The 25,796-nt window shown below is 70.5% G+C and carries 30 protein-coding genes; 20 read left to right on the plus strand and 10 right to left on the minus strand.

All coding sequences use genetic code 11. The features are described from left to right. The first annotated feature begins 45 nt into the window (after positions 1 to 45). The 3 genes from ACEXQC_RS00900 to ACEXQC_RS00910 all read left to right on the plus strand — a co-directional run bounded on the left by ACEXQC_RS00900 (position 46) and on the right by ACEXQC_RS00910 (position 5,082). Complete coding sequence (locus ACEXQC_RS00900; RefSeq protein ID WP_374818818.1) at positions 46 to 1,068, plus strand: 3-oxoacyl-ACP synthase III; 1,023 nt, start codon at positions 46 to 48, stop codon at positions 1,066 to 1,068. Further along, positions 1,065 to 3,983, plus strand: a complete 2,919-nt coding sequence (locus tag ACEXQC_RS00905; RefSeq protein ID WP_374817396.1) for an alpha/beta fold hydrolase — start codon at positions 1,065 to 1,067, stop codon at positions 3,981 to 3,983. Before ACEXQC_RS00900 ends, ACEXQC_RS00905 begins: the two co-directional genes overlap by 4 nt. Before the next feature lie 100 nt (positions 3,984 to 4,083). Continuing rightward, on the plus strand, positions 4,084 to 5,082 hold the full coding sequence (locus ACEXQC_RS00910) for an NAD-dependent epimerase/dehydratase family protein (RefSeq protein ID WP_374817398.1): 999 nt from the start codon (positions 4,084 to 4,086) through the stop codon (positions 5,080 to 5,082). A gap of 65 nt (positions 5,083 to 5,147) precedes the next feature. Here ACEXQC_RS00910 and ACEXQC_RS00915 read toward each other — a convergent pair whose 3' ends face one another. Then, positions 5,148 to 5,708, minus strand: a complete 561-nt coding sequence (locus ACEXQC_RS00915) for an NADPH-dependent FMN reductase (protein WP_374817400.1) — start codon at positions 5,706 to 5,708, stop codon at positions 5,148 to 5,150. 152 nt (positions 5,709 to 5,860) lie between these two features. Between ACEXQC_RS00915 and ACEXQC_RS00920 the strand changes: the two genes are divergently transcribed. From ACEXQC_RS00920 to ACEXQC_RS00950, 7 genes are all read left to right on the plus strand, one after another. Beyond that, entirely contained in the window at positions 5,861 to 6,361 is a 501-nt protein-coding gene (locus ACEXQC_RS00920) for a MarR family winged helix-turn-helix transcriptional regulator (protein WP_374817402.1), read from the plus strand. A gap of 71 nt (positions 6,362 to 6,432) precedes the next feature. After that, positions 6,433 to 7,125: a hypothetical protein gene (locus ACEXQC_RS00925; RefSeq protein ID WP_374817404.1), complete on the plus strand. Its 693-nt coding sequence runs from the start codon at positions 6,433 to 6,435 to the stop codon at positions 7,123 to 7,125. A 123-nt stretch (positions 7,126 to 7,248) separates the two neighbouring features. After that, complete coding sequence (locus tag ACEXQC_RS00930) at positions 7,249 to 7,839, plus strand: hypothetical protein (RefSeq protein ID WP_374817406.1); 591 nt, start codon at positions 7,249 to 7,251, stop codon at positions 7,837 to 7,839. Between the two features lie 85 nt (positions 7,840 to 7,924). Next, entirely contained in the window at positions 7,925 to 8,050 is a 126-nt protein-coding gene (locus tag ACEXQC_RS00935; protein ID WP_374817408.1) for a hypothetical protein, read from the plus strand. A 40-nt stretch (positions 8,051 to 8,090) separates the two neighbouring features. Beyond that, a complete protein-coding gene (locus ACEXQC_RS00940) occupies positions 8,091 to 9,746 on the plus strand; it encodes an ABC-F family ATP-binding cassette domain-containing protein (RefSeq protein WP_374817410.1) in 1,656 nt (551 codons plus the stop codon). Then, a complete protein-coding gene (locus ACEXQC_RS00945; RefSeq protein ID WP_374817412.1) occupies positions 9,743 to 10,255 on the plus strand; it encodes a hypothetical protein in 513 nt (170 codons plus the stop codon). Before ACEXQC_RS00940 ends, ACEXQC_RS00945 begins: the two co-directional genes overlap by 4 nt. Further along, a complete protein-coding gene (locus ACEXQC_RS00950) occupies positions 10,252 to 10,659 on the plus strand; it encodes a cupin domain-containing protein (protein ID WP_374817414.1) in 408 nt (135 codons plus the stop codon). Before ACEXQC_RS00945 ends, ACEXQC_RS00950 begins: the two co-directional genes overlap by 4 nt. Positions 10,660 to 10,692: 33 nt before the next feature. Here ACEXQC_RS00950 and ACEXQC_RS00955 read toward each other — a convergent pair whose 3' ends face one another. Both ACEXQC_RS00955 and ACEXQC_RS00960 read right to left on the minus strand, forming a co-directional pair. Continuing rightward, complete coding sequence (locus ACEXQC_RS00955) at positions 10,693 to 11,463, minus strand: lysophospholipid acyltransferase family protein (RefSeq protein ID WP_374817416.1); 771 nt, start codon at positions 11,461 to 11,463, stop codon at positions 10,693 to 10,695. A gap of 75 nt (positions 11,464 to 11,538) precedes the next feature. Next, positions 11,539 to 12,441 carry a siderophore-interacting protein gene (locus ACEXQC_RS00960; protein ID WP_374817418.1) on the minus strand — a complete coding sequence of 301 codons (903 nt, stop codon included), beginning with the start codon at positions 12,439 to 12,441 and terminating at the stop codon, positions 11,539 to 11,541. Between the two features lie 233 nt (positions 12,442 to 12,674). On the opposite strand from ACEXQC_RS00960, the gene ACEXQC_RS00965 reads away from it, so the two are divergent. Further along, entirely contained in the window at positions 12,675 to 13,052 is a 378-nt protein-coding gene (locus ACEXQC_RS00965) for a PGPGW domain-containing protein (RefSeq protein WP_374817420.1), read from the plus strand. A 109-nt stretch (positions 13,053 to 13,161) separates the two neighbouring features. Here the strand turns inward: ACEXQC_RS00965 and ACEXQC_RS00970 are convergent, their stop codons facing one another. Next, positions 13,162 to 13,770 (minus strand): DUF4287 domain-containing protein, encoded by a 609-nt coding sequence (locus ACEXQC_RS00970; RefSeq protein WP_374817422.1) that lies wholly within the window; start codon positions 13,768 to 13,770, stop codon positions 13,162 to 13,164. A 39-nt stretch (positions 13,771 to 13,809) separates the two neighbouring features. Here ACEXQC_RS00970 and aroQ point away from each other — a divergent pair, with 39 nt between their 5' ends. Continuing rightward, positions 13,810 to 14,484: a gamma subclass chorismate mutase AroQ gene (gene aroQ / locus ACEXQC_RS00975; protein WP_374817424.1), complete on the plus strand. Its 675-nt coding sequence runs from the start codon at positions 13,810 to 13,812 to the stop codon at positions 14,482 to 14,484. 45 nt (positions 14,485 to 14,529) lie between these two features. On the opposite strand, the gene ACEXQC_RS00980 is transcribed toward aroQ, so the two are convergent. The 4 genes from ACEXQC_RS00980 to ACEXQC_RS00995 form a co-directional block, all read right to left on the minus strand. After that, on the minus strand, positions 14,530 to 15,015 hold the full coding sequence (locus ACEXQC_RS00980) for an SRPBCC family protein (RefSeq protein WP_374817426.1): 486 nt from the start codon (positions 15,013 to 15,015) through the stop codon (positions 14,530 to 14,532). After that, a complete protein-coding gene (locus ACEXQC_RS00985) occupies positions 14,997 to 15,386 on the minus strand; it encodes an ArsR/SmtB family transcription factor (RefSeq protein ID WP_374817428.1) in 390 nt (129 codons plus the stop codon). The genes ACEXQC_RS00980 and ACEXQC_RS00985 overlap by 19 nt, the downstream gene beginning before the upstream one ends. A 66-nt stretch (positions 15,387 to 15,452) precedes the next feature. Next, positions 15,453 to 17,093 (minus strand): polysaccharide deacetylase family protein, encoded by a 1,641-nt coding sequence (locus ACEXQC_RS00990; RefSeq protein WP_374817430.1) that lies wholly within the window; start codon positions 17,091 to 17,093, stop codon positions 15,453 to 15,455. Next, positions 17,081 to 17,932: a hypothetical protein gene (locus tag ACEXQC_RS00995; protein ID WP_374817432.1), complete on the minus strand. Its 852-nt coding sequence runs from the start codon at positions 17,930 to 17,932 to the stop codon at positions 17,081 to 17,083. Before ACEXQC_RS00995 ends, ACEXQC_RS00990 begins: the two co-directional genes overlap by 13 nt. Positions 17,933 to 18,298: 366 nt before the next feature. Here ACEXQC_RS00995 and ACEXQC_RS01000 point away from each other — a divergent pair, with 366 nt between their 5' ends. Continuing rightward, positions 18,299 to 18,919: a cupin domain-containing protein gene (locus ACEXQC_RS01000; RefSeq protein WP_374817434.1), complete on the plus strand. Its 621-nt coding sequence runs from the start codon at positions 18,299 to 18,301 to the stop codon at positions 18,917 to 18,919. 111 nt (positions 18,920 to 19,030) lie between these two features. Here ACEXQC_RS01000 and ACEXQC_RS01005 read toward each other — a convergent pair whose 3' ends face one another. Continuing rightward, positions 19,031 to 19,660, minus strand: coding sequence for a DinB family protein (locus ACEXQC_RS01005; protein ID WP_374817436.1), 630 nt, complete (start codon positions 19,658 to 19,660; stop codon positions 19,031 to 19,033). Positions 19,661 to 19,890: 230 nt separating this feature from the next. Between ACEXQC_RS01005 and ACEXQC_RS01010 the strand changes: the two genes are divergently transcribed. The 7 genes from ACEXQC_RS01010 (at position 19,891) to ACEXQC_RS01040 (ending at position 24,103) form a co-directional block, all read left to right on the plus strand. Next, positions 19,891 to 21,084 carry a hypothetical protein gene (locus ACEXQC_RS01010; RefSeq protein ID WP_374817438.1) on the plus strand — a complete coding sequence of 398 codons (1,194 nt, stop codon included), beginning with the start codon at positions 19,891 to 19,893 and terminating at the stop codon, positions 21,082 to 21,084. A 24-nt stretch (positions 21,085 to 21,108) separates the two neighbouring features. Beyond that, positions 21,109 to 21,528: a hypothetical protein gene (locus ACEXQC_RS01015; protein WP_374817440.1), complete on the plus strand. Its 420-nt coding sequence runs from the start codon at positions 21,109 to 21,111 to the stop codon at positions 21,526 to 21,528. A 118-nt stretch (positions 21,529 to 21,646) separates the two neighbouring features. Then, positions 21,647 to 22,120 carry a hypothetical protein gene (locus ACEXQC_RS01020; RefSeq protein ID WP_374817442.1) on the plus strand — a complete coding sequence of 158 codons (474 nt, stop codon included), beginning with the start codon at positions 21,647 to 21,649 and terminating at the stop codon, positions 22,118 to 22,120. Between the two features lie 199 nt (positions 22,121 to 22,319). Next, positions 22,320 to 22,730 (plus strand): hypothetical protein, encoded by a 411-nt coding sequence (locus ACEXQC_RS01025; protein WP_374817444.1) that lies wholly within the window; start codon positions 22,320 to 22,322, stop codon positions 22,728 to 22,730. Further along, positions 22,720 to 22,845, plus strand: a complete 126-nt coding sequence (locus ACEXQC_RS01030) for a hypothetical protein (protein ID WP_374817446.1) — start codon at positions 22,720 to 22,722, stop codon at positions 22,843 to 22,845. The genes ACEXQC_RS01025 and ACEXQC_RS01030 overlap by 11 nt, the downstream gene beginning before the upstream one ends. Before the next feature lie 24 nt (positions 22,846 to 22,869). Beyond that, complete coding sequence (locus ACEXQC_RS01035) at positions 22,870 to 23,433, plus strand: hypothetical protein (RefSeq protein ID WP_374817448.1); 564 nt, start codon at positions 22,870 to 22,872, stop codon at positions 23,431 to 23,433. A gap of 58 nt (positions 23,434 to 23,491) precedes the next feature. Then, positions 23,492 to 24,103: a TIGR03086 family metal-binding protein gene (locus tag ACEXQC_RS01040; RefSeq protein WP_374817450.1), complete on the plus strand. Its 612-nt coding sequence runs from the start codon at positions 23,492 to 23,494 to the stop codon at positions 24,101 to 24,103. Between the two features lie 74 nt (positions 24,104 to 24,177). On the opposite strand, the gene ACEXQC_RS01045 is transcribed toward ACEXQC_RS01040, so the two are convergent. Next, the gene (locus tag ACEXQC_RS01045) at positions 24,178 to 25,788 is read right to left on the minus strand and encodes an MDR family MFS transporter (protein WP_374817452.1); all 1,611 of its coding nucleotides are present in this window, start codon (positions 25,786 to 25,788) and stop codon (positions 24,178 to 24,180) included. Between the last annotated feature and the right edge of the window lie 8 nt (positions 25,789 to 25,796).

The following is a 25,796-nucleotide window of genomic DNA, read 5'->3' on the forward strand; positions in this document are numbered from 1 at the left end:
GGTCACCTCTACACTTCCGCGCTCCGGCGCACCGAAAGACGAATGATGTCAGGAAACGCCACCACCCACTTCGACAATGTCGCCCTCCTCTCGGTCGCGGGCCGCATGCCCTCGCGGGTCACCCTGTCGTCCGAGCTCGAGGATCGCCTGTCCTCCGTGCTCTCCCGCCTCCGCCTGCCGCCGCGCCTGCTCGAACGTGTGGCCGGCGTGCTCGAGCGCCGCAACTGGGCGAGCGACGAGAACTGCATCGACGCCACCATCGAGGCCGGCAACGACGCTCTCGCCAAGGCGGGCGTGAAGGCATCCGACATCGGTCTGCTCATCAACACCTCCGTCACCCGCATGCAGCTCGAGCCCTCGGTGGCCGTCGGTCTGCACCACGGTCTCGGGCTGCCGAGCTCGGCCGTCAACTTCGACGTCGCCAACGCGTGCCTCGGCTTCGTGAACGGCATGTCGCTCGCGGCGGGGATGATCCAGTCGGGCCAGATCCGCTACGCCATGATCATCAACGGCGAAGACGCCGACCAGATCCAGACCAACACCATCGAGCGGCTGCTGAGCGGCGACATCAAGCGCAAGGAGTTCATGAGCGAGTTCGCCTCGCTCACGCTGGGCTCCGGCAGCGCCGCCGCCGTGCTGGGGCGCGCCGACGAGCACCCGGAGGGTCACCGCATCCTGGGCGGGGTCACGCGTGCCGCGACCGAATTCCACGAGCTGTGCGTGGGCAGCGTGCAGGGCATGTTCACAGATGCTCGGGCGCTGCTCAAGGGCGGCCTCGAGCTCGTGACCTCCGCCTGGCGCGACGCTTCCGAAGACTGGAACTGGTCGAAGATGGACCGCTACATCACCCACCAGGTCTCGCGTGTGCACACCAACGCGATCGTGGATGCCGTGGGGCTCGACAAGGCCGTGGTGCCGGTGACGTACCCGACCTGGGGCAACGTGGGGCCCGCGTCGATCCCGCTCACGCTCGCCGCCGAGGAGTCGAAGCTGCAGCGCGGCGACCGGGTGCTGCTCATGGGTGTGGGATCGGGACTCAACACCGCCATGATGGAACTCGCCTGGTGAAGCCCGCTTCGCTACCCCCGGCCTCGCTCGCCGAGTACGAGCCGCGGTTCAGCCGCCTCGTCTCCACCGAGGGAGTGGGGGTGGATGTCGGGAGCGTGCGCACGTGGCATGTGCTCGACAACGCGGCTGCGCTCGACGCGCTCGGGGTGGAGCCGACCGGCACGATCCTGGCGGTGCACGGCAACCCGACGTGGTCGTACCTGTGGCGCCGCCTGGTAGCGGCGGCGACGGATGCGGCCGCGACCGATGCGGCTTCGGCTGCTGTCTGGCGGGTCGTGGCCGTCGATCAGCTCGAGATGGGGTTCTCGGAGCGCACGGGGCACGATCGCGGGCTCGAGCAGCGGATCCGGGATCTCGGGGCGCTGAGTGAGGCGCTCGGGATCGACGGACCCGTGGTGACGCTCGGGCACGACTGGGGCGGAGTGGTCTCGCTCGGCTGGGCCGTGCGTCATCCGGAGTCGCTCGTGGCCGTCGCCGCGCTCAACACCGCGGTGTGGCAGCCGGAGGGGCTGCCCATCCCCGCGCCGCTCACGCTCGCCCGCGCCCGGGGCGTGCGCACGCCCGCGACCGCGCTCACGACCGCGTTCCTCGACACCACTCTCGCTCTCGCGAAGCCCGCCCTGCCGCGAGGCGTGCGCGACGCCTACCGCGCCCCCTACGCCCGCGCGAGCGACCGGCGGGGCATCGATGCCTTCGTCGAGGACATCCCCGTCGGCCCCTCGCACCGCAGCTATGCGGCTCTCGTGTCGGTGGCCGAGGGGCTGCGTGACCTCGAGGTGCCCGCTCTGTTCCTGTGGGGGCCGGAGGATCCGATCTTCTCCGACCGCTACCTCAACGACCTCCTCGACCGCCTGCCGCACGCCGACGTGCACCGCTTCGAGGGCGCAGGCCACCTCATCGCCGAAGACACCCCCTACGCCGAGACCGTCCTCGACTGGCTCGCCACCCTCCCCGCTCCGGCGCTCCGCCCCGGCACGCCCGAGGGAGCCTCCGCTCCGGCGTCCGCAGCACCGCAGCCCGCATCCGGTCGGCACGCTGCTGTGCCCGCCGACGACGCGCACGTGCCCCTGTGGGCTGCGCTCGATGCGCGGGCTCAGGATCGCGCCGATGCCGTCATCGACATGTCGGCGGTCGGTGCCGACGGCGAGCCCCTCCGCGTCAGCTGGCGCACGCTCGCCGATCGGGTCGACCGCATCGCCACCGGCCTCGGCCGCATCGGCGTGACCAAGGGCGACCGCGTCTCGCTCCTCGTGCAACCGGGTGCCACCCTCACCGCCGTCGTCTACGCGTGCCTGCGCATCGGCGCGGTCGTGGTGGTGGCCGATGCCGGTCTCGGCCTCAAGGGCCTCGGTCGCGCCATCCGCGGTGCCTGGCCCGACTACGTGATCGCCGACACCCCGGGGCTCGCCGCCGCGCGCGCCGGAGGCTGGCCGGGCCAGCGCATCTCGGTGCGGCAGCTGCCCCCGAGCGCCCGCTGGGCACTCGGCGTGCGGCACACCCTGCCCGAGCTCGTGGCCCCGAAGCACGGCGACCGCCTGCCCACCCCTCCGCGCGCCGACGACGATGCCGCCGTGCTCTTCACCTCGGGCTCCACCGGCCCCGCCAAGGGCGTCGTCTACACGCACCGCCAGCTCTCGGCCGTGCGCGACACCCTCGCCGCGGCCTACGACGTGACCGACGACCCCGGCCTGGTCACCGGTTTCGCGCCGTTCGCGCTGCTCGGTCCGGCCCTCGGAACCCGATCCGTCTCGCCGCGCATGAACCACACCTCACCGCGCACCCTCACCGCGCAGGCCATGGCCGACGCCACCCGCGCCTCGGGTGCGCGCATCGCGTTCCTCTCGCCGGCCGCCATCCTCGGCGTCACCGGGTCGGCGGATGCGCTCACCACCGACGATCGCGACGAGCTGCGCGCCATCCGCCGCTTCCTCTCCACCGGGGCGCCCATCGGGCGGCCGCTGCTCGACGCGGTCGCCGACCTCATGCCGAACGCGCGCGCCCACACCCCGTACGGCATGACGGAGTGCCTGCTGGTGACCGACATCACGCGCGAGGGCATCATCGAGGCGGCCGACCGGCCCGACGTGGGGGTGTGCGTCGGCTCGCCCATCGCGGGCAACCGAGTGCTCATCAGCGCATTGGATGCGTCGGGCGCCGCCACGGGTGCGCCGTCCGCTACGCCGGGTGTGCTGGGTGAGATCGTGATCTCGGCCCCCCACCTCAAGAAGGGCTACGACCGCCTCTGGCGAGCCGACCGCGAGGCCGTCCGCGACACCGCAAGCGCCGCCCCCACCGCGGGCACCACCGGCGGCGCCGTGCCAACCGGCCAAGATGACGCCGCGAACCTCGCCACTGCGACGAGCCCTGCCACCGCGACGACCACCGATGCCGCCGTGGGCACCGCCACCACCGCGATGGATCTCGAGAGCGCGACTGCGGGCGATGGCGCTGGGATGCGGTGGCACCGCACGGGGGACATCGGGCACCTCGATGAGGCGGGTCGGGTGTGGATCGAGGGGCGGATCCGGCACGTGATGACCACGGATCGCGGCCTCCGCGCGCCCGTGGGTGTGGAGCAGGCCATCGAGGGCGTGCCGAGCATCCGCCGGGCGGCCGCTGTGGGCGTAGGCCCGGCCGGCGTGCAGCAGATCGTGGCGGTCGTCGAGACGACGGATCGCGCCTCCCGCGCCCAGCTCGCCGACACGGCGCTCGCCGACGAGGTGCGGCGGCACTCGACCGAGCCGCTCGTGGCCGTGTTCGTCGTGCCCGAGCTGCCCACCGACATCCGCCACAACTCGAAGATCGACCGCACGGCCCTCGCCGCCTGGGCCGCCGAAGCCCTCTCCGGTGGTCGACTGACGCCCCCGGCCGCCCACCGAGCCGCGTTCACCTCGACGCCTCCGATCCGCCGATGACCGCGACTCTTGATGGCCACGTCGACGCCGGGCGCCGTCAGGTCGATCGCGCGAGTTGCGGTGTGGCCGACCACCACCTCCGTCACTCGGAGGCTGCGCGATGAAGGTGCTGGTGACCGGGGCGAGCGGGTACCTCGGGCGGGCGGTTGCGGAGGTGCTGCGGGACGGCGGGCACGAGGTGCGCACGCTGCAGCGGCGGCCCTCCACCGTCGCGGGGGTCGAGGATGTGCTCGGGACCGTCACCGACGAAGCCGCCGTGCGGCGCGCGACGGCCGGCAGGGACGCCGTCGTGCACCTCGCGGCGAAGGTGTCGCTGGCGGGGGATCCGCGCGACTTCGATCGCATCAATGTTGAGGGCACGCGCATCGTGCTCGACGCCGCCCGAGACGCAGGGGTGACCCGCTTCGTGCACATCTCCTCGCCGTCGGTCGCTCACGCGGGCCGATCGCTCGCGGGAGTGGGCGCCGATCCGGCCGACCCCCTCGCCGCCAGGGGCGACTACGCGCGCACGAAGGCTGCCGCCGAACTGCTGGCGCTCTCGCGCGACGACTCCGGGATGCCGGTCGTGGCCATCCGCCCGCACGTCGTGTGGGGCCCGGGCGACACGCAGCTCATCGAGCGGGTCGTCGACCGCGCCCGCCGCGGCACGCTGCCGCTGCTCGGCGACGGCACCGCCCTCATCGACACCACCTACATCGACAACGCGGCCGAGGCGATCGCCGCTGCGCTGGACCGCGCCGAGGACGCCCACGGGCGGGCCTTCGTGGTGACGAACGGGGAGCCCCGCACGGTCGCCGAGCTCATGACGCGCATCTGCGCCGCGGCCGGCGTACCGGCGCCGCGCTGGCGCGTGCCGGCACGGGTGGGGCAGGCCGCGGGGTCGGCGGTCGAGCGCGTGTGGGGTGTCGCCGCGCGCCTGCGACCCGCGTTGTTCAGCGGCGAACCGCCGATGACCCGGTTCCTCGCAGAGCAGCTCTCGACCTCGCACTGGTTCGACCAGCGCGAGACGCGGCGCATGCTGCAGTGGGCGCCATCCGTGCCCCTCGATGAGGGATTCGAGCGCCTGGCCGAGCACTACGCCGGAGTCGGCAACACTTAAACGGACGGCGCCGACACCGCCTCGAAGGTCGAGGGGTGCCGGCGCCGGCTGCGAATGGCTCAGGCTCAGCCGCGGAGGGGCTTGAGCGCACCCGCCCAGGCCTCGACCTGGTCGAACAGCACGCCGGCGGCGTCGGTGAACTGGGGGCCGGGGGTGAAGGTCGAGAAGTTCTCGAAGTCGGTGAAGAGCGAGAAGCTCAGCTGCTGGCGCACGTCGGCGATCTGCAGCTCGGCCGAGATGCCGCGCAGGTGCTCGATGGCGCGCGATCCGCCGAGGCTGCCGTAGCTCACGAAGCCGGCGGCCTTGTTGTTCCACTCGGCGTAGAGGTAGTCGATGGCGTTCTTGAGCACGCCCGACGTGGAGTGGTTGTACTCGGGGGTCACGAAGATGAAGCCGTCGAAGCCGGCGATCGTGGCCGCCCACTTCTTGGTGTGGTCATTGGCGTACTGGCCGTAGGCCGGGGGCATGGCCTCGTCGAGGTGGGGCAGCGGGAAGTCGGCGAGGTCGATGAGCTCGTAGCTCGCGGAGCGGCCGGCGGCCTGCTCGAGCACCCACTTGGCGACGGCTTCGCCGTTGCGGCCGGGACGGGTGCTGCCGAGGATGACGGCGATGCGGAGGTCGGACATGGTGGAGTTCCTCTCGAGGGCCCTGCGGGATGCGCGGGGGAGTTCGGTGGTGATGCGTCGTGACGCACCTGATCCACCGTAGATGATCAGATCGTCTAATACAAGATCATTTGAGGCAAGACAGATTGACGTGCGATCGCTAGACTGTGGGGATGACCTCCGAGCCCACGACGTGTCCGGCACCCGCCGCGACCTTCTGCGAGGTCACCGACGGTGCGCGCACGGCCGACCTCGCGTGGCTGTCGCAGCGGGCCACCGCTTCGGTCGCCTCGTCGTTCGACGCCCTCGCCGTGGAGCACGGTCTCGCCGACCTGCGCGATTGGCTCGTGCTCAACCTCGCGGGCGACGGAACGCAGCGTACCCAGCTCGAGATCGCCACCCAGCTCGGCATCGACAAGAGCACGATGGTGCTCATCCTCGACCGTCTCGAGCGCGCTGGGTTGATCGTGCGCACCTCGTCGGCGAGCGATCGCCGCGTGCGCATCCCGGAGCCGACGGCGGCCGGGCGAGCGATCCAGGTGGCGATCGATCAGTCGAGGGACAGTACGGTCGACCGGTTGCTGGAGGGCGTGGCGCCCGCGGATCGGGACACCTTCCGCGACGTGCTGTGGCACCTGGCGACCGCCGGCTCCCGGGCGACCGCGGTCTCCTGAGCGCCTGCGGTGCACCGGACTCCCTCTGAGGAGTCGTTTCGGCCGCGGGCGCCCTGTGCCATCATCGGGGCATGAGCTATCAGCCGCCGCAGCACCCGTACGCACAGCCGCAGCATCCGTCGGCCCCGCCCGTGCCGCCGCGGCGCAACCGGATCGGTCTCATCGCCCTGATCGTCGGCATCGTGGCGTTCATCGGTGCCTTCGTGCCCCTCTTCAGCTACCTCGCCGTGCTCATCGCGCTCGCGGCCGTCGTGCTCGGGATCATCGCGCTCATCCGCCCCGGCTCGAAGGGTGCGGCCATCGCCGGCGCCATCCTGGGGTTCTTCGCGCTCGTGATCGCGTCCATCCTCTCGATCGTCTACACCTTCGTGTTCTTCGGGCACCTGATCGGGGCGGCGGGCGGCGCTGACGGCCTCAACGGATCGAACGGGTTCGACGGCGGCGAGGGCACCGAGATCCCGCTCGTCTACCAGGTCGACGGCACCGGATCCGATGTCGACATCTCGTACTCCGCCTACGACGACGGGATCTCGGTCACCGAGCAGGAGACCGCGCAGCGGCTGCCGTTCGAGGAGGACTTCGACGTCTCGTTCGGCGGCGCCGACACCTACAACAGCTACACGATCACGGCCACCAACGGCGACAACGACGGAGACGTGACCTGCCGCATCATCCTCGACAGCCGCATCCTCGTGGAGCAGACGGCCTCGGGCCCCTACGCCACGGCGAGCTGCACAGCGAGTGGCAGCGACCTCCTCGAGTAGCCGACCCTCGCGGTCACCCTGCCCGCCACCGCTCGTGCAGCTGTGGGGTTGTGGAGAGGGGCTTTCTCCACCGATGTCCGAACGACGCCCAGCCGCCCGGATAGCAGGATCTACTCTTCGGCCATGGTCTCGAGAGCGCTCCGGGAGTGGGACACCACTCGATCGGCGAACCTCGATGCGCTCGTGGGGGCGCATCAGGCGGTCACGCGCGGGCTGCCGGGCCGGCCGAGCCTGACCACCGAGCTCAACCACGCCCTCATCGCACGCCTGGCCTCGGAGCTGCAGGGCTTCGCCCGCGACCTCCACGACCAGGCGGCGGATGCGCTCCTGACAGAGGCAACAGTCCCCGACGAGCACATCCGTGCGATCGTGCGGGTGAGGATGGAGCAGGGCCGCAAACTCGATGTTGGGAATGCGAACGCAGGAAATCTCGGTAATGATTTTCTCAGGTTGGGGCTAGCGCTGTGGCCGGACATCCATGCGCTCCACCCAGTTGCGGGTCGGCATTGGCATGACTGGATCGAGTGGCTCAATACTGCTCGCAACGGGATCGCCCACAATGATCCCGAAAAGCTCCTGACCGCCCACGTCGAGCATCCATTGACCCTCGCGACGTTCCGGAGAGCGCGACGGGCCGTGAGCGGGTTCGCCTCAGCGTTGGATGCCTTAGTTGAGGTATATTTGAGTATCAGAACGGGCGGTATGCCTTGGTGAGGCGAGGAGGGGTGACATGGGCACGAGGGGTTTGACGCGGGTCCCCAAGTTCGGCACAGCGGTTGTCGTACCTTTCGGTACCCGAATGCTGCCGGCCACGGTCATCCAGCCGCGTAACGGCCGAGTGGAAGTGCTGATGACGGTCGAGGGCGCCGATCCGATCCGGATGACTGTCGATCTGGCCGACGTGACTCTGGCGGAGGCGTCGTAGGGATTTCTGGGAGGGGTGGGTGGTGCGAGAGCATGGGGGGATGACCGCAACGCTCGTCGCCAAGGGGGTCGCCGGTGGGCATGACCACCGCACCCTGTTCAGCTCGCTCGACCTCGTTGTGGCGCCCGGAGACGTCGTGGGTGTCGTGGGGGCGAACGGCGCCGGCAAGTCGACGCTCCTGCGCATCCTCGCGGGTATCGACGCGCCTCTCGAGGGGAGCGTCTCGCTCGCTCCGACGGATGCGTTCGTGGGCTTCCTGCCCCAGGAGCACGAGCGGGTGGCCGGCGAGACCGTGGCCGAGTACGTCGGGCGACGCACCGGCACCACCGAAGCGACGGCCGAGATGGATGCCGCGGCCGACGCCCTGGGCGATGCAGCGCCGACCACCCCGGGTGCCCCCGATCCCGCCGACGTGTACTCGACCGCGCTCGAGCGCTGGCTCGCCAGCGGAGCCGCCGACCTCGACGAACGGCTGCCCGTGGTGCTCGCCGAGCTCGGTCTCGAGGTGGCCGGCGATGCGCTCATGACCTCACTCTCCGGCGGCCAGGCCGCCCGAGTGGGACTCGCCACCCTGCTGCTCTCCCGCTTCGACATCGTGCTGCTCGACGAGCCGACGAACGACCTCGACCTCGACGGGCTGGAGCGCCTCGAAGCGTTCATCCGGGGCCTCCGCGGGGGAGTCGTGCTCGTCAGTCACGACCGCGAGTTCCTGGCCGGGAGCGTCACGCGAGTTCTCGAGCTGGACCTCGCGCAGGGCACCAACCGCGTCTACGGCGGCGGGTACGACGCCTTCCTCGAGGAACGGGCGACGGCCAAGCGGCACGCCCGTGAGGAGTACGACGAATTCGCCTCGAAGAAGGACGACCTCGTCTCGCGAGCCCGCGTGCAGCGTGAATGGTCGAGCCAGGGTGTGCGGAACGCGATGAAGAAGTCGCCCGACAACGACAAGATCCGGCGCAAGGCCGCGGCCGAGTCGAGCGAGAAGCAGGCCCAGAAGGTGCGGCAGATGGAGAGCCGCATCGCACGCCTCGACGAGGTGGAGGAGCCGCGCAAGGAGTGGCAGCTGCAGTTCACCATCGGGTCGGCACCGCGCTCGTCGGGAGTCGTGGCGACGGTGTCGGAGGCCGTGGTGTCACAAGGGGCGTTCACGCTCGGGCCCGTGTCGCTGCAGGTGGATGCGGGGGACCGCATCGGCATCACAGGGCCGAACGGAGCCGGCAAGTCCACGCTGCTGCGGCTGCTGCTCGGAAGGGTCGATCCCACGTCGGGCACGGCCTCGCAGGGCACCTCGGTGGCGGTCGGCGAGATCGATCAGGCGCGGGCGGTGCTGGCCGGATCCGCGCCGCTCGCCACCCGTTTCGAGGAGCAGGTGCCCGACTGGCCCGTGGCAGAGGTGCGCACGCTGCTCGCCAAGTTCGGACTCAAGGCCGACCATGTGGCGCGCCCCGTCGACGAGCTCTCGCCCGGTGAGCGCACGCGCGCGGGTCTCGCTCTGCTGCAGGCGCGTGGGGTGAACCTGCTCGTGCTCGACGAGCCGACGAACCACCTCGACCTCGTGGCCATCGAGCAGCTCGAGGAGGCCCTCGAGTCGTACACGGGCACGCTGCTGCTCGTGACCCACGACAGGCGGATGCTCGACACCGTGCGCCTCAACCGGCACTGGCACGTCGACGCGGGGCAGGTCGAGGAGCGATGAGCGGCGACGCCGCGAGCCCGGTGCCTGGGGTCGAGCCCGAGGCTGGGTCTTCGGCGATTTCGGTGTCGCCACTGCGGGACGGGTGGATCGAGCATCGGCGGCAGGATGGCGAGCTCGTCGGCTGGATGCGGCCCTCTGGCGACGGGTTCGTGCCGGTGGACCTCCTCGGGCGTTCACGTGCCGGTGCGGTCGACTGGTTGGAGGCGGAGGAGCTGCTCGACGACCTCGGCATCGGCTACCTGGCCGACGCCTACCTGCTGCAGGATGCGCACCTCCTCGGGCCAGGGAGTGAGGGGATGCGGGTGCGGATCGTCGAGGTGAGCACGGCCCGGATCCTGGTGAAGAAAGACGACTTCGGCGACATGCGGGCACCCGTGCGGGAGTTCGCGCTCTCCTGGCCTCTGCCGGAGACGCTGCGGCCGATGACGCGGGACGAACTGCGCGACTGGGAGCCGGCGACGTTCGGCCAGAATGAAGATCCCGCATTGACCACGGAGGAGCCAGCATGACCGAGACCCGATCCGCCCTCGTAGCCGATGCCGCCGTGCAGGCGGCCGATGTGGGTCTCGTGCACGAGGCCGTCGCGGCGGAGGACGTGGTGGCCGGGTCGCCCACGACCGCGTCGGTCGAGCTGGTCGGCGAAGGGGGTTCGCGGATCGGGTTGTGGGAGATCACGCCCGGCGTGGTGACCGACACGGAGGCCGATGAGGTGTTCGTGGTGCTGAGCGGGCGTGGGCGGGTGGAGTTCCTCGGGGCGGTCGACGATGCCGGCGACGGGGCCGGCGGTGGGGTGGACGCCGTGACCCTGCCCGCGCCGCTCGACCTCAAGCCCGGCACGGTCGGGCGCCTCGCCGCGGGAACCCGCACGCGGTGGACGATCACCGAGACGCTGCGGAAGGTCTACATCCTCTGACCGTGAACGGATCCGCGCGCGGGCGGATTCGGGTCAGTTCTTCTGCAGGGCGGCGCGGCGGCGGTCGCGCTCGGCGTCGGCGGCCGCGGCCTGCTCGACCGTGGGGGCTGTTCCGCCGAGGTGCACCGGCTGCCACCACTGCCCGTCGCCGTCGACGGGGTAGTCGCGCTGCAGGTCGTCGGTGAGGCTCTGCAGAGTGGTGCGGAGCTCGGCGGTGGCGGCTGCCACGTCGTCATCCGGCGCGATGTGCTGCGCAGGGCCGAAGGCGAAGTGCACGGGCACACCGAAGCGCTCGCGCATGCGCACCTTGCGGTTCTTCGTGAGCAGGCGGTGACCGCCCCAGACGGCGACCGGGATGATCGGCACGCCGGCCTCCGCGGCCAGCCGCACGGCACCGGACTTGAGGTCGCGCACCGTGAAGCTCGCACTCACCCCCGCCTCGGGGAACACGCCGATGATCTCGCCACGCCGAAGGGCCGCGACAGCCTGCGCGTACGCGTCCGCGCCCGCCGCCATGTCGACGGGGATGTGCTTCATGCCGCGCATGAGGCTGCCCACGATCGGCTTGTCGAACGCCCGCTTGGTGGCCATGAAGCGCACCCGGCGACGGTTGTGCAGCCAGGTCTGCCACTCCACCAGGGCGAACTCGAGATAGCCGAAGTGGGTCATGGCGAACACGGCGCCGCCGACGTCGGGGATGTTCTCCGCACCGGTGGCACGGTGCTTGAGACGCCAGGAGGCGAAGAGGGCTCGACCGACGCCGATGGCGACGGTGTAGACGGGCTCGGGTCGTCGTCGGGGCATGGTTCCACCGTACGCGGATTGCATGAGCGTTCCGCGTGAAGCAGGCGATCCGGGGTGGGGGTTGCGGTCGGGCCGTCAGTCGGTGAAGATCTGGCCGACGGGCTCCCGCTTCTCCGCCTGGAAGGCGTCTTCGATGCGCCCGTGGGCCCAGTAGGCCGAGAGCGAGAGTCGGGCGCGCGGGATGCCCCACTGCTCGAGCAGCAGAGGCCGCAGCGCCTTCATCGCGCCGCGCTCGCCGTGCACGAAGGCCTGCGTGTCACCGGCGGGCGCGGGCAGAGCGCGGAGCGCCTCCACCAGCGCCGTGCTCACACCGGCCTCGACTCCCGACCGGTGCACCCACTGCACGGTCACGCCCTCCGGCGCGGTCAGCGCGATCTCGTCGGCGGCGCCGTCGACCTCGATCAGCACCGTGCCGTGTGTGACGCGCGACATCGCCTCAAGCGAGGCGGCGATCGCCGGGAGGGCGGACTCGTCGCCGGCGAGCACGTGGTGGTCGGCGAGCGGATCGGGTTCGTAGCCGCCCCCGATGCCCGCGAGCACCACCGCATCCCCGGGCTGCGCCGCCGCTGCCCACGGGCCGGCCACACCCGTGTCGCCGTGCACCACGAAGTCGATCCAGACCTCGCCCGCCGCCTTGTCGATGCGCCGCAGCGTGTAGGTGCGCTGAGCGGGGAGCTCGGCGAGCGGATGCGTCTCGCGCAGGGTGGCCAGGTCGTACGGGGGGATCAGCGCCGAGCCCGCCGGGGCGAAGAGCATCTTGGCGTAGCGGTCGGTGTGCGGGGCGTCGGGGATGGTGTGGACCGCTTCGCCCGTGGCGATGATGCGCACGAGGTGGGGGGAGAGCTGCTCGACGCGCGCGATCGTGAGCACCCGCTGCGGCTGCGGGGGGCGGGCGGGGCGGCCGGCGGTGGGGCCGGGGCTCGTGCCGGGGCCGGCGGCCGGACGGGTGGTGGGGGAGATGGGGGTGGCGTCTGACATGGAACTCCTGGGCGGAACGGGTGGTCGGGGGTGGAGCGGTTCGCGGCTGGGCCGTGCGGGCGGTGCGGGCCGCCGGCGACGGTGGTGGACACATCGGGGGACCGGATGGTTCACCTTCGACGCTATCGCGCCCCGCAGGCCGGGATGTCAGCGTGGGGCGGGATGGGCTGTGAATCCCCGGGAGGGTGGCCGGGATCCCTGGCGTCACGCGGGGCGATTCCTATGCTGGAGGCATGACCACACCCCGGAGCGACCGCGTGACCACCGCCAAGAACATCGGCCGCACCGTGGGTCGCGCCGCCGGACGCACGGCGGGCAAGGCGGCGCAGGGAGCGCGGGAGGGGATCCGCAAGAACCCCACCGCGAACTCCGTCTACCGCACGGGTGTGGGTGTGGTGGGTGGCGGCACGGTCGCGCTCGGTGTGGTGATGATGCCGTTGCCCGGCCCGGGTGCTCTGATCGCGCTCGGCGGCCTCGGCATCCTGTCGACCGAGTTCGACGGCGCCAAGAAGGTGCGCAACACCGCGGAGAGCGCCGCCAAGAAGGCCTTCGGAGCGGCGAAGGACGCCAGAGCCCGCAGCAAGAGCCGCAAGAACCCGACCGCACCCTGACCGGGATGCCGCGCCCCGACCGGCACCCGCTTCCTGGCGGGGAGGCCGCGTCCTGATCGGGATGGCTGGGCCGGATCGCATTGCCGGGTCCGGATCGGAATCGCGGTCCCTATTCCTGCTGGGCTCGCACGGTGGGCTCGAGGTCGTCGAGCCACTCACCCCACCGCTCTTTCCACTGCGCGCCCGCCTCGGGGGTCGGGAGCTTCTCGTGGGTGACCGTGACGCGCAGGCGCTCCTTCGGCGCAGGATCGAGGGTCACGAGGATGACCCCGAGGGGCTCGCCGCCCTCGTTCGCGACGGTGAAGCGGGGTGACTTCGATCCGGGCTTCGACCGGAGCGCGGAGAGCAGGCCGGGTACGAGTGCGGCCCGCCGGCCGTCGTCGACGAGGGCCGCGCGCAGCTCATCCGCCTCCAGGTCGACGATCTTGGAGCGACTGATCGAGAAGGTGCCGTCGGGCATCTGCCCCGGCAGTCGGATGCCCGTGATGCGCTCGTAACCCACCACCACGCCCTGCCCCCACCACCCGCCGAGGCCGTGCTCGGCGAGCACCCAGGCGGCGATCGCGGTGTGCCCGGCCTCGCGACCTGGGCCGGCGTCGATGAGGTCGACCCACTCGTCCCAGTGCTTGCCTGTGCTCTCGAAGACGGACCGGTCGGGGAACTCGGGTTCTGACACCCACACCCGCGTGCGGGAGGGCTCTGGGGCAGCATCGGTCATGTGGACAGCGTACACAAGACCGACCGCTACCCTGTGAGCATGATGCGACTGCGAGCCGTCCGTTCGACCCGATCCCTGGGGGCCATGGCCGGTCTTCTCATCGCTGCCGGGGTGCTCGCCGGATGCTCGGCAACGGTCACGGACACTCCTCCCACCGCCGATGCCGCGGCGACATCTACCGCGTCCAGCACGGCATCTCCCGGCGACGCGGAAGGCGATGCCGCCTTCTCCGTGCCCGACGATGCTTTCACGGCGGTGCTCGCGCTCGTCGTGGAGCGGCTCGACACGGGGGACACCGTCGCGGCGTCGAAGTTCTTCAGCGGGCAGCCCGTCACCGACGAGGCGCGCGAGGCCGCCGTGCTCGACGCGGCGGCGGCGCGAGCGTCCGAGGTGGGTGCTGATGCCGGCTACGTGGCCGCCGTCTTCGCCGACCAGATCACAGCGAGCAAGCAGATCCAGCAGCAGCTGCTGGATGAGTGGGCGGCGGGATCCGCGACTCCGCCGGCATCGGCGCCCGACCTCGCGACCGAGGTGCGCCCGATCCTCGACCGCATCACGGCAGAACTCGTGCCCGCGCTCGGCGAGGTGCAGGAGTATCGCGACGACCCCGGATGCGCCGAGGCGCTCGCCGCCGGCATCGCCGCAGCCACTCCGCCCGCAAGCGCCGTCGGCCAGGCCGCGCTCCCCGCAGCCACCGCGAGCCTCTGCGACTGACCCTGAACGCCCGGCCGGCGCTCCCGGCGGCCATCGCCCGAGCCGTCAGGCGGCGAGGAGGTCGTCGATCTGGGCCATGGCGAGGCGCATGCCGTCTTCCATGCCCATCTCCACGAGCTGGTCGAGATGCTCGAGCGAACCGAACGACGACACCGTCGTCATCCGGGTGCCTCCCTCGATCGCCTCGAGGGTCACGACCGCCCTCGTGGTGGGCAGTTCGTCGTTCGGTTCACCCGCCTCGTCGGCGAAACCGTCGGTGAACTCGAAGCGGGTCGGGGCCTCCACGACCTCGTTGCGCCACCATCCGCCGGCCTTGTCGCCCTCGGGCCCGGTCATGTCGTAGCGGGACTCGCCGCCCGCCACGAACTCGTGCCGGTCGAAGGTGGCGGGCCAGGTGGGCGGGCCCCACCAGCGCTCGAGCTGACGCGGATCCTCCCACACAAGCCACACGCGCTCGGGCGGCGCCGGGAACTCGGCCACGAAGGTGAGGGTGAGTGCTTCGGTGTCCTTCTTCACATCGATGACGGGCATCGGTCTTGGCCTTCCGATCGGTCGTGCTGCGGAGTGGTGGTGGTCTCGCCGAGCAGGTCGTCGATGCGGCTGACGCGATCGCGCCACAGCTGCTCGAACCGGTCGAGGAGCAGTGACGCCCGGCGCACCGAGTCGAGGTTCGCCCTCACGATCTGCTCCTTGCCCCTGCGCTCCTTGCTGATGAGGGCGGCCCGCTCGAGCACACTCACATGCTTCTGCACCGCCGCCCAGCTCATCGGGTAGCTCGCGGCGATCGCCGAGATGGACTGCTCGTGCCGGATGGCCCGCCTCAGGATGTCGCGACGGGTCGAGTCGGCCAGAGCACGGAACATCGCATCCGCCTCGGTTTCGCTGAGCTCTTGTACCACCATGTGGTTGTACGTTACGCAGTCCGATCCGGGAGCGCAAGAGGCCGCGTGAGCTCAGCGGCCGTCAGGTCACCCGCGGGTCGTGGTGGTGCGCGGTGCAGGCGTGCCGAGCAGCTGCTGCACCGTGACGAGGGTGAAGCCGCGGCCGAGCAGGCCGTCGAGCACGGCGGGCGTCATGCGGGCCGTGTTCTCGTGGATGTCGTGCAGCAGCACGATCCCGCCGGGGCTCGGTTGCTGGACGGCGCGCTCGAGCAGCACGTCGTCATCGGGGAGTCGCCAGTCGTTCGTGTCGACGGTCCAGAGGATGGCGGGCAGCTCGGTCTGCAGGAGCACGCGCTCGTCGACCGCGCCGTAGGGCGGTCGGAAGGTCGACGGGCGGGAGCCCGTCGCATCCTGCACCGCCTGGCTCGTGCGGTCGAGCTGGGCCTTGATCTGCTCGTCGGTCAGTTTGGTGAGGTCAGGGTGGTCCCAGGTGTGGTTGCCGATCTGGTGGCCGGTCGCCAGCATGCGCCGCAGCACCGACGGGTTGTTCGCGCTGCGATACCCCTGCACGTAGAAGGTGGCGGCGGCGCGGCGGGCGTCGAGATCGTCGAGCACCTGGTCGGTGTAGGTGCCCGGGCCGTCGTCGAAGGTCACGGCGACGCACGCGAACAAGCGGCAGTCCACATTCTCCTGGCCCCGTGTGGGAGCCGGGGGCACGGTGAAGGCGGTACCCGAGCCGAGTGCCGATTGCACGAGCCTGCCCGTGTCGCTGAGCAGGGGCGAGGCGACCTCGGGCGGCACGGTGACGACGAGCGGATCGGGCACCTGCAGGCTGCCCAGTGCCTCGAGCTCGGGAACGGAGAAGTCGGAGGGGATCGTGAGCGCGAGCGATCCGCCCGGTTGGAACGAGAACCGCGAGAACCAGGAGCGCAGCTGCTCGACCGGGTAGTCATCCGGGCTCTGCACCATGTCGGGCACGAGGGCGCCGGCCTCGGCCTTCAGCGACTGCACGATCTCCACCAGCAGGGTGCGAAGGCCCTCCTCGGTGAGGAAGGTGTCGCTCGTGGTGAGGAAGGCGCCCATGGTGTCGGCGTAGTAGACGGTGGTGGTGTCGCCGGTGACCTGGCCGCCGGCCGCTGTCGTGATGCGCAGGGCCTCGACCAGCACGGTGCCCGCGGCGGCGATGACCTCGCACGTCACGGTGAGGCTCGCGGCGGCACCCTGGGGTGTGTATGCCGCATCGGCTATGAGCTCGGCGGCGGGCCGTATGGAGGATCCCGGGGTGCAGCCGCGATCCTGCGGCGCGAGGTCTGGGGCGTCGGCGGCGGGGGTGTACGGGATGCCCGTGACCGCTTCGAGATCGCGGAGGGCGGTGGTGACCCGACCGCGGAGGGTGTCGGTGAACACCGCGTTGCCGGGGATCTCGCCCCAGCGCGCGCCGACCGCGGACGCGGGATCGTCGCGGAACAGCAGCCGCGCATCGAGCCCCGGGGCGCTGGGCGAGGTGGCGGGCGTGCCGGCCGAGGTCGGGTCGGCAGTGGGATTTGTGTCTGGGTCGCCGGATTCCGGAGTGGAGCCGTCGGAGATGCTCACGATCGGAGCAGCGGGTGCTGGAGGCGCCCACTCGGGGGCCGGCGGGATGCTCGCACACCCCGCGAGCAGGACCACCACACCCAGCGCGAGCACCACCGCCCACCTGCGCGGGCGGTGCCGCATCAGGCCGTCCACGCGCCACCTCCCGCCCGGCCGCTGCCCGCAACCGAAGCAGGCGCCACCGCTCGAGCGTGGGCTGTAGCGGGTGCGATCGTCGGGGTGGGGGCTGCCGCGGCTGCCGCTGCCGGGGTGGGGGTCGGCGGGGGAGATGGCGACGACGGCGGGGTGGGTGTCGAGGTCGGGGTTGGGGGTGGCGTCGAGGTGGTGATGCCGGCGGGGGTGAGGGTGGCTGCGTCGAGGAGGTCGGCGGTGACCGTGCGGTAGGCAGTCGGACCGGCGGCGGTGATGGTGGCGACGAGTGTCAGCCGACCCGACTCGGACGGGTCGGCCGCGGTGACGAACGCCACGACCGTGAGGGTCTGCTCGTCGTCGCGGGGTGCCCGGATGGGGGCACCTGCCGAGGTGTCGACCCGCGGATCGGCGGAGGCCTCGGGGGAGAGCTCGGCCCACCGCACTCGATTGCCCGACGGGAGGGTCTCCGAGTTCCAGGCGGCCTCCTCGACCGCCACCGTGAGGTCGTGCGCCGCCAGAAGATCGTCTCCATCGTCACCGAGAGCGAACTCGGCACGGTAGGCGTCATCGGGGGAGACGAGCGTGAGTCTGCTCTCGTCGAGGAAGGGGCCGACGCCGAGCACCACCCAGCCGACCGGGGCCACGATCGACGCCGAACCGGCAGGACCGAGGATGCTCTCCCGCGCCTCCACCGCGATCCGCTCGCGAGGGGTCTCGGCCAGCACCGGCGGCAGCGCGACGACTGCGACGGCCGCCGCCACGCCGAGCACCGCGGCCAACGAGCCCACGAGCACGAGGCGCAGCGGCGATCGCCGACGGTCGAGTCTCTCGCGGGTGGTCATGGAGGTGCCCTCGTCGTGCTCTGGGGGTGAGCGGTCGGCGGCTCCGGCCCGCATCCGCGATCAGGATAGGGGAGCCCCTCCGACATCCGTCGACCCGACGCGGGGAATCTCGTGGTCGTGGCCGAAGCGTGATCGACGGCGGTGCCGAGGTTCCGCGGAACGACGCGGGAACGCGCCGATCCGGGGGCGCACGCGGCCCCGAAGTGGGGGTGCGCACCGCCTGCCGTGGGGCCTCGCGCTCTGGGACGATGGAGGCGGCTCAGGCGGGGTGGCCCGCGCGGGGGTTCCGCCGATCGCCGAGATCGACGGGGCGCGGTCGCGCAACGTGACAGCACACGCAGCCCCGGTAGCGAAGAGGTCAGGACCATGCACCGTCGTCACCAGCTCCCCGAACGTCAGATCGATCCTCGTTCCCGCCGTCGCGGTGCGGTGTCGCGGGCCGCGCTGGCTCTGGGGGTCGCGTCGACCCTGCTGCTCGCCGGGTGCGCGGGCGGCGGATCGGTCGACGCCGCCGTCACGGCCACCGCGGTGATGCCCACCGACGCCGCCACCTCTGCCGCCGCGGCACCCGCCGAGGCCGCCGCGCCCGCCTCCGCCACTCCCACCGCGCCGGCCACCGACGCGCCGGTCGTGGTGGAGGAGCTCGGCAAGGGCGAGCAGGATGCGGCGGTCGACGTGGAGGTCGACGGACCGGTGCAGGTGGCGTTCCGACGCATCACGATCAAGCCAGGCGCCGGCACGGGCAAGCACTGCCACGATGGGCGGCTCATCGCTGTGGTGGAGGCGGGAGCGCTCACGCACTACGCTCCCATCTACCCCGAGGGCGTGCACGTCTACGAGACGGGTGACGCCATCGAGGAGGGCCCCGGTTACGTGCACGAGGGCAAGAACGAGGGCACCGATGACGTGGTGCTGCTCGTGACCTACGTGATCCCGCAGGGCGATCCCCTCGCCGAGACCGACCTCACGAAGTGCGACCCCGAGTGACGCCGCTCACCGACTAGCCGCCTGCAATTCTCGCTACCGCAGCTCCCGCCGCCTGCAGCTCTCGCCACATGCTGCTCTCGCTACAAGCAGCTCTCGCCACCCGCAGCTCTTCTATCGCGAAGCGTCAGCGGCCGCCCGCGCGGCCTCCTCGATGCGGGCGACATGGGCGGCGAGCTCGTCGGGCGTGCGCTGCGGGATGTTCGGATCGGCCTGACGCTGCCCGATCGAGCCGTCGAGCTGCTCGCGCAGGATGTCGGCGTGGCCGGCATGCCGTGCCGTCTCGACGCACATGTGCGTGAGCATCTGCTGCATCGTGACGACCCGACGCTCAGCCGGCCACCACGGGACCTCGCCCCGCGCATCCCACCCCAGCAGCTCGATGGTGGCGTCGCTCTCCGCGGCCGAGTAGTGGTGCAGGTCGATGATCGATGCCCGTGACTCGTCGGCCGTCGCCCACATGTCGGCGTCGGGTGGAGCGTCGAAGCCCATCCACGGGGTCTCCCGCCGGTGCTGGCCGAAGACCAGGCCGAAGTAGCCGAGCTCGACGCTCGCCACGTGCTTGACGAGCCCCAGCAGGTTCGTGCCGGAGGCCGTGAGCGGTCGCCGCACGTCGTATTCGCCGAGTCCATCGAGCTTGCCGAGCAGATCCGACCGCCTGAGCTTGAGGTAGCCGTGCATCATCTCGAGGTCGGCGGCGCGGCCGGACGGCGGATCGGTGGGGGCGGCAGACGAATCGGTCATGCCCCGACTCTGCACCCCACCACCGACATCGCACCACCCCGCGATCGACGACGCGCGGTGCTTCGGATCCGACACGATGAGAAATACTCGCAAAGCATGCGCATCCAACACCACATGTGTTTATGCTGTCTGCAGCGGAAGGCCCTGGGAACGGTCGACGGACTACGAAAGGTCGCCCCATGCCCACATTCCACCGATCCAAGCCGCGGCTTGCTCCTGTCGTTGTGGCCGTGGCTGCGACGAGCCTCTGCGCCGCTCTGCTCGCTCCCGCAAGCGCCTCTTTCGCCGATCCCGGCCGGGGCGGGAGTCTCGACATCCACGATCCGATCGGCCTGCTGCAGGCCCTCGCACCCGAGGAGCTCGCCCAGACCAGCACCCCGCCGACCCCCGCCGAAGCCGACTCGCTCAGGGCGCAGACCGGCACGGATCCGTTCCGCCTGCAGCTCCCCGCCACGGCCGCCGACCCGCTCGTGCTCTCCCCGGTGCAGGTCGAGGGCGCGGGCCAGCCCATCACCTTCTCGATCGACGGCGCCACGGGCCAGCCCCGCACCCACGCCGGCATCACCGCCTTCGACCTCGAAGGGGATGCCGCCGCAACCACCGACGGCCCGGCCCCCGCGAACGCGGATCCCGCAGATGCCGATCGCCCAGATGCGGCCGCCTACATCCAGCCCCTGCAGAACGGCGTCCGCCTCCTCACGGCTCTGGCGGCCCCGGCGGCCGGAGATGCCTTCTACTACACCTTCGACCTCCCCGAAGGCGCCTACAGCACCGTGCTCCCCACGGGCCAGACCCTCCTCTCCGACGCCGAGCACAACTACATCGGCACCCTCGAGCCGGCCTGGGCCCGAGACGCCACGGGCGCGCCTCTCCCCACCCGCTACACCTGGGAGGGCGACACCCTCACCCAGCACGTCGACCTCGCCGACGACACCCCCTTCCCCGTCCTCCTCGACCCCACCTGGTACTACGCCTACGACTTCTCCGCCCTCAACAAGCCCACGTTGTCCGTGCGCTACCCCAAGGCAACCGCGAGTGCGGTCTCCCGGTTGCTCCACAGCTGCTTCAACTGTTACTTCCCGATCAACGGTGCACCTCGCGCGTACCCGGCCGGCGGGGATGTGATCAATCTCAATGCAAGCCCCTTCACCATCGTCACGATCCCGGCTCCGGTCGGAGTCCGGACGGCAATGGGAGGCGCTATGCAGTTCCTGGCCCTGCCGGGACACTTCGATGGTGCCGGATCGCTCATCACGTTCTCCTGGTACAACGATCCGAGTGGATACATCCATCTCTACGTGCACGCGATGGTGGTGAAGGACAATGGCCCCCACCTCAATATCCTCAACTCGACAGCCGCGGGCGCGAACTGGCTGAACTACTGGAAGCGGGTCGCCGACAACGCATTCGTCACGGGGGTGTGAATGAAGAGTAGGGGCGCGCCATCAGTGATGAAGAAGCGAACGCGCGTCTCTGCTCTGGCGGTCTTCGGCGGCGCGCTCATCGGAGTGAGATCCGGGGTTCTGTTGCCCCTTGTGGTCGGTCTCGGCCACTTCATCAGCACACCGAGCGCGAGCACTCTTGGTTATGCCCACGTCAGTTCACTGATCGGTGGGGCGGTAGGACTCGCGCTCGGCGCGGCAGCGGGGGCGATGATCAGCCTGGTTCTAGCGCTCTCCTGGCGGATCGGTCTTCGGCCACGGGCGGTACTCATCGCCGGAGTTCTTGCTGTCACCGCCATGGCGATCGTGATGATCGTTCCACTTTCTGAGGTGCCATTCGACCCTTTGTGGGCAGCCGTCGTGGGTCTCGGCGCTGTCGAGGGATGTGCCGGTCTGGTGCTGATCGTCTGGATTTCAGAGCTGTAACATGAGATAAAGTCAGGTACTGGTCTACGATGAGTCCCAGTGGCAAGTGCCATCTGGATCGCGGCTACTTGGCAGCGTGTGGCCGAACGTGCCTGCGAAATTGGAGGGTGTGAGATCGATGACTGAGGAGCGGTGGGCGCTTTCGGGCGCCCGTCCTATTGAGGGGTTCAGTCCGTTCCTCGCCATTCCTGGCGGCGTTGCCCTGGGTGCACTGAACGGCTTCGAATTCGGGATCGTGACTCTCGCAACCAGCTTCATGTCCTCTCCCGAGATGGCGCTGGGCGGCCTGGGCGGGCTGTTCGGCAGCGGAGCGGTCATCGGCGCAGTTGCAGGAATGGGGGCGGGGTTGGTCGTCGGGGCTGCGGTGGCCCTGGTGGCCTGGCTGGTGCTTCTCGTGCACCAGGCCGTCCTGCCCGCGGCCGTGGCGGGTGGGATGACGACGTCCGCCCTGGTCCTGGTACTGCTCGGCGCCATCGGCCTCCAGATCCAAGACACCCTGATCCTCGCCCTGTGGTCTGGTATCGGTGCGTTCGGGGGGCTGCTGCTCATCCTCTGGTTCGCACCTGCGCGACATCTGCGACAGAAACGATGATTCATCAGGTGTGCTGTGATCGTGCACACCGTCAGTCGCTCGTCTGCTCCATGACCGCGCAGAAGGATGCACGCATGTCCGCCCGCAGTTGGCGGGCAGTCGAACACACCGAGCGTCCTGGATCTCAACGCTCGTGAGACCACGGTTGGCTCGACCTCCGCTCACCACTGCGCTGCTCGCTGTTCCCGGCGGCGCGGTGGTGAGTGCATCGATCGCTCTCTGCCTTGTGGGGCGTGAATTCGTCGTTCCGGTCTTCACGGATCCCAGCATCAACGGAGGCGTCGGCAACCCGGCTGTCGCGCTCATCGCCGTGGTCGTGGGATCGTTCTTCGGATCGGCTCTGGGGGCAGTCGTCGGTGGGGTGGTTGCGGGCGGGCTCGCTCTATCGTGGAGATCGGGTCGGCTCGGTTGGTCCGGCGCTGTGCTCGTCTCGGCACTTGGGGTGCTCGTCACCGTCGGAGTGATGATCCTGTGGTTCGTCGATGATTGGGAGATCGTACTTCTCGCACTGATGGGTGCTCCTCAGCTGGGCGCTGGGGTTTTTCTCCTCGAATGGATGGGGCGGAGAGTGGTCGCGATGGGTGCGCGATTCTACGAGCGTGCGCCCTGAGGTCCTCTCGTGGACAAGAGCACTCGGACCGGTGGTCGGCATCGCTGTCGTGGCGCTCTGCATGCTCAAAGGAAGTGCACGCGAGATGGTGCTCGTGTGGCTCGCCGAGATCTGATCACGGGCGGGTAGCGTCGGGGGCATGGATGGCGGGGGTGCGGGTGGCGGCGGGGGTGGTGCCGCGCTCGAGGGGCGGGTGCGGGAAGTGCTGCTACAGACTGTCGAGCTGCTGCGGGAGTCGGGGGCGCGGAGTGAGGCGCTCGCCGAGTTCGTGCAGCGCAAGGCGATCCTGGGTATTGCGCGGTCGCCCGTGATGGTGCCGAAGGGGCGGGTGTGGCGGCTCGGGGTGCTGCTGCTCGACGAGGACGGTGGGCTGCACACCGTCGGCACCGTGACGCGGGCCGTGGATCCGGGGCGCGTGACGAACCAGTCCGAGCGCGCCGAGATCCGCCGGGACCATCGGCGGGCCGCCTTCCACGCCAAGTTCGCCGAGGGCGACACCGTGAACTTCGACACGACGCCGGTCCCGCTCGACGCTGCGAGCATCATGGGCAGCGGACCGGGAGCAGGCGAGCGCATGCTCGCGCTCGGTGACGACGGAACGGTGCTCGTGCGGTGGAACCTGCAGGCGGGCAGCACCGGCTACGCACCGCTGGAGTCCTACCTGCGCGAGCGTGCCGAGCTGCTCACCGCGCCTCCGCCCTAGGGCCCACGGGATCAGCGCGAGGGGTGACGGTGGCGCATCCGCTCGCTACCATGTCGCCATGGAATCCCAGGACCTGATCACCGTCGATCCGGCCGAACGCCACCGCCGCATCGCCGACACCTTCACCGCCCTCGTCGAGGGCGTCGAGCCAGAGGACAGCACCGATACGTCGGGTTGGGATGCGCCCACCCCCGTGGAGGGATGGCGCGCCCGAGATGTGGTGCGGCACCTCGTGAACTGGCTGCCGGGGTTCCTCGCCGGCGGCAGCGACGTCGTGCTCCTCGCGGGCCCCTCGGTCGACGACGAGCCCGCCGAGGCCTGGCGCGTGCACGCCGCCGGGGTGCAGTCCGTGCTCGACGACCCGCGGACCGCCGGGCTGATGTTCCGGCATCCGCACGTGGGCGAGATGCCCCTGGCCGATGCGATCGATCGCTTCTACACCGCCGATGTCTTCATGCACGGCTGGGATCTCGCGATCGCCACCGGGCAGGAGCTTCACCTCGACCCCGCCTTCGCGGCACAGCTCCTCGGCGGGATGGAGCAGATGGAGGAGGTCATCCGCGCCTCGGGCCAGTACGGCGCCCGCGTCGAGGTGCCCGCAGGGGCCTCCGTGCAGGAGCGCCTCATCGGCTTCATCGGGCGCGACCCCCACTGGGCCGCGTCCGCGTGACCCGGACGGGACGGGGACCGTGACCCGGACCCGGTCCGGTCCGCGACAGGGGCCGAGACCGGGACTGGATCCGCTCAGTGCTCCTGCTGCACCACGGTGGTCTCGAGCGGGATCTCCTTCACGAAGCACAGCAGCACCGCGGCCACGAGCATGAGCGGCACCAGATACAGGTACACCGGGCTGAGCGCGTTGGAGTACGCCTCCACGATGAGCGAGTGCACCTCGGGCGGCAGCGCGTTGATGGCCGCAGGGGTGAGCGCGTTCGTGTCGGTGGGAAGGCTTCCACCACCGGCCGACCCCAGCGAGGCCAGCTGCTCGGTGAGCCGCGCCACGAAGAGCGAGCCCACGATGGCCGATCCGAGCGACGCCCCGATCTCGCGGAAGAAGTTGTTGCCCGCCGTGGCCGTTCCCACCATGCTGTGCGGCACCGAGTTCTGCACGATGAGCACGAGCACCTGCAGCGCGAGTCCGATGCCGAGCCCGAGCACCGTGAGGTACGCGAGGATGAGCCACAGCGGAGTATCGGCCCGCATGGTCGAGAACAGCACGAGCGCCCCGGCCACCACCACCGTGCCGGCGATCGGCATCCACTTGTAGCGACCCGTCTTCGAGATGAGGAAGCCGCCGCCGATGCCCGTGATCATGAGGCCCGCGAGCATGGGGAGCAGCATGAAGCCCGACTGGGTTGCGTTGACGTTGTTGACGATCTGCAGGAACGTCGGCATGTAGCCGAGGGCACCGAACATCGAGATGCCGACCGCGAGCCCGCCGAGGGTCGTGAGCGTGAAGTTGCGGTTCTTGAACAGCGACATCGGGATGACCGGCTCGGCGCTGCGGCGCTCGATGAGCACGAAGGCCACGGCTGCGACGACGGTGACCACGATGAGCCCGATGATCACGGGGGAGTTCCAGTCGTACTCCGTGCCGCCCCACGACGCGGTGAGCACGAGGCTCGACGCGGCGATCGCGAGGGTGATCATGCCGGCCACGTCGATCTTGGGCCGGCCGACGGTCTCGATCTTCGGCAGCTTGATGAACACGACGGCCGCCACGATGGCCGCGATGCCGAGGGGCACGTTGATCCAGAACGCGAGCCGCCAGCTGAGCACGTCGGTGAAGAGCCCGCCCAGCAGGGGCCCGGCCACCGAGGCGAGCCCGAAGACCACACCCACGAAGCCCATGTACTTGCCGCGCTGGCGGGCGGGGATGACGTCGGCGATGATGGCCTGCGACAGGATCATGAGCCCACCGCCACCGAGTCCCTGGATGGCGCGGCCCACGATGAGCCACTCCATCGAGGCCGCGAACCCGCCCACGATGGAGCCGAACACGAAGATCGACAGCGCGATGACGAAGAGCGACTTGCGGCCGATCAGGTCGCCGACCTTGCCGTAGACGGGCATGACGATCGTGGAGGCCAGGATGTACGCCGTCGCGACCCAGAGCATGTGGTTCACGCCGTCGAGCTCGCCCACGATCGTGGGGAGGGCGGTGCCGAGGATCGTCTGATCGAGCGCGGAGAGCAGCATCGCCACGAGCAGGGCCGCGAAGATGAGGTTGACCTGCTTGACGCCGAGCTTGGGCGCCTCGCTACTCGGCACCGCGGGCCCAGAAGCGGGCCCAGAAGCGGGCACAGAACCGGTGGCAGGGCCCGTGGGCAGGCCGGCCTTGGGGGTGGTGGACATGATCGTTC

The sequence above is a fragment of the Herbiconiux liukaitaii genome, from assembly GCF_041927495.1.
Classification (GTDB): Bacteria; Actinomycetota; Actinomycetes; order Actinomycetales; family Microbacteriaceae; genus Herbiconiux; species Herbiconiux liukaitaii.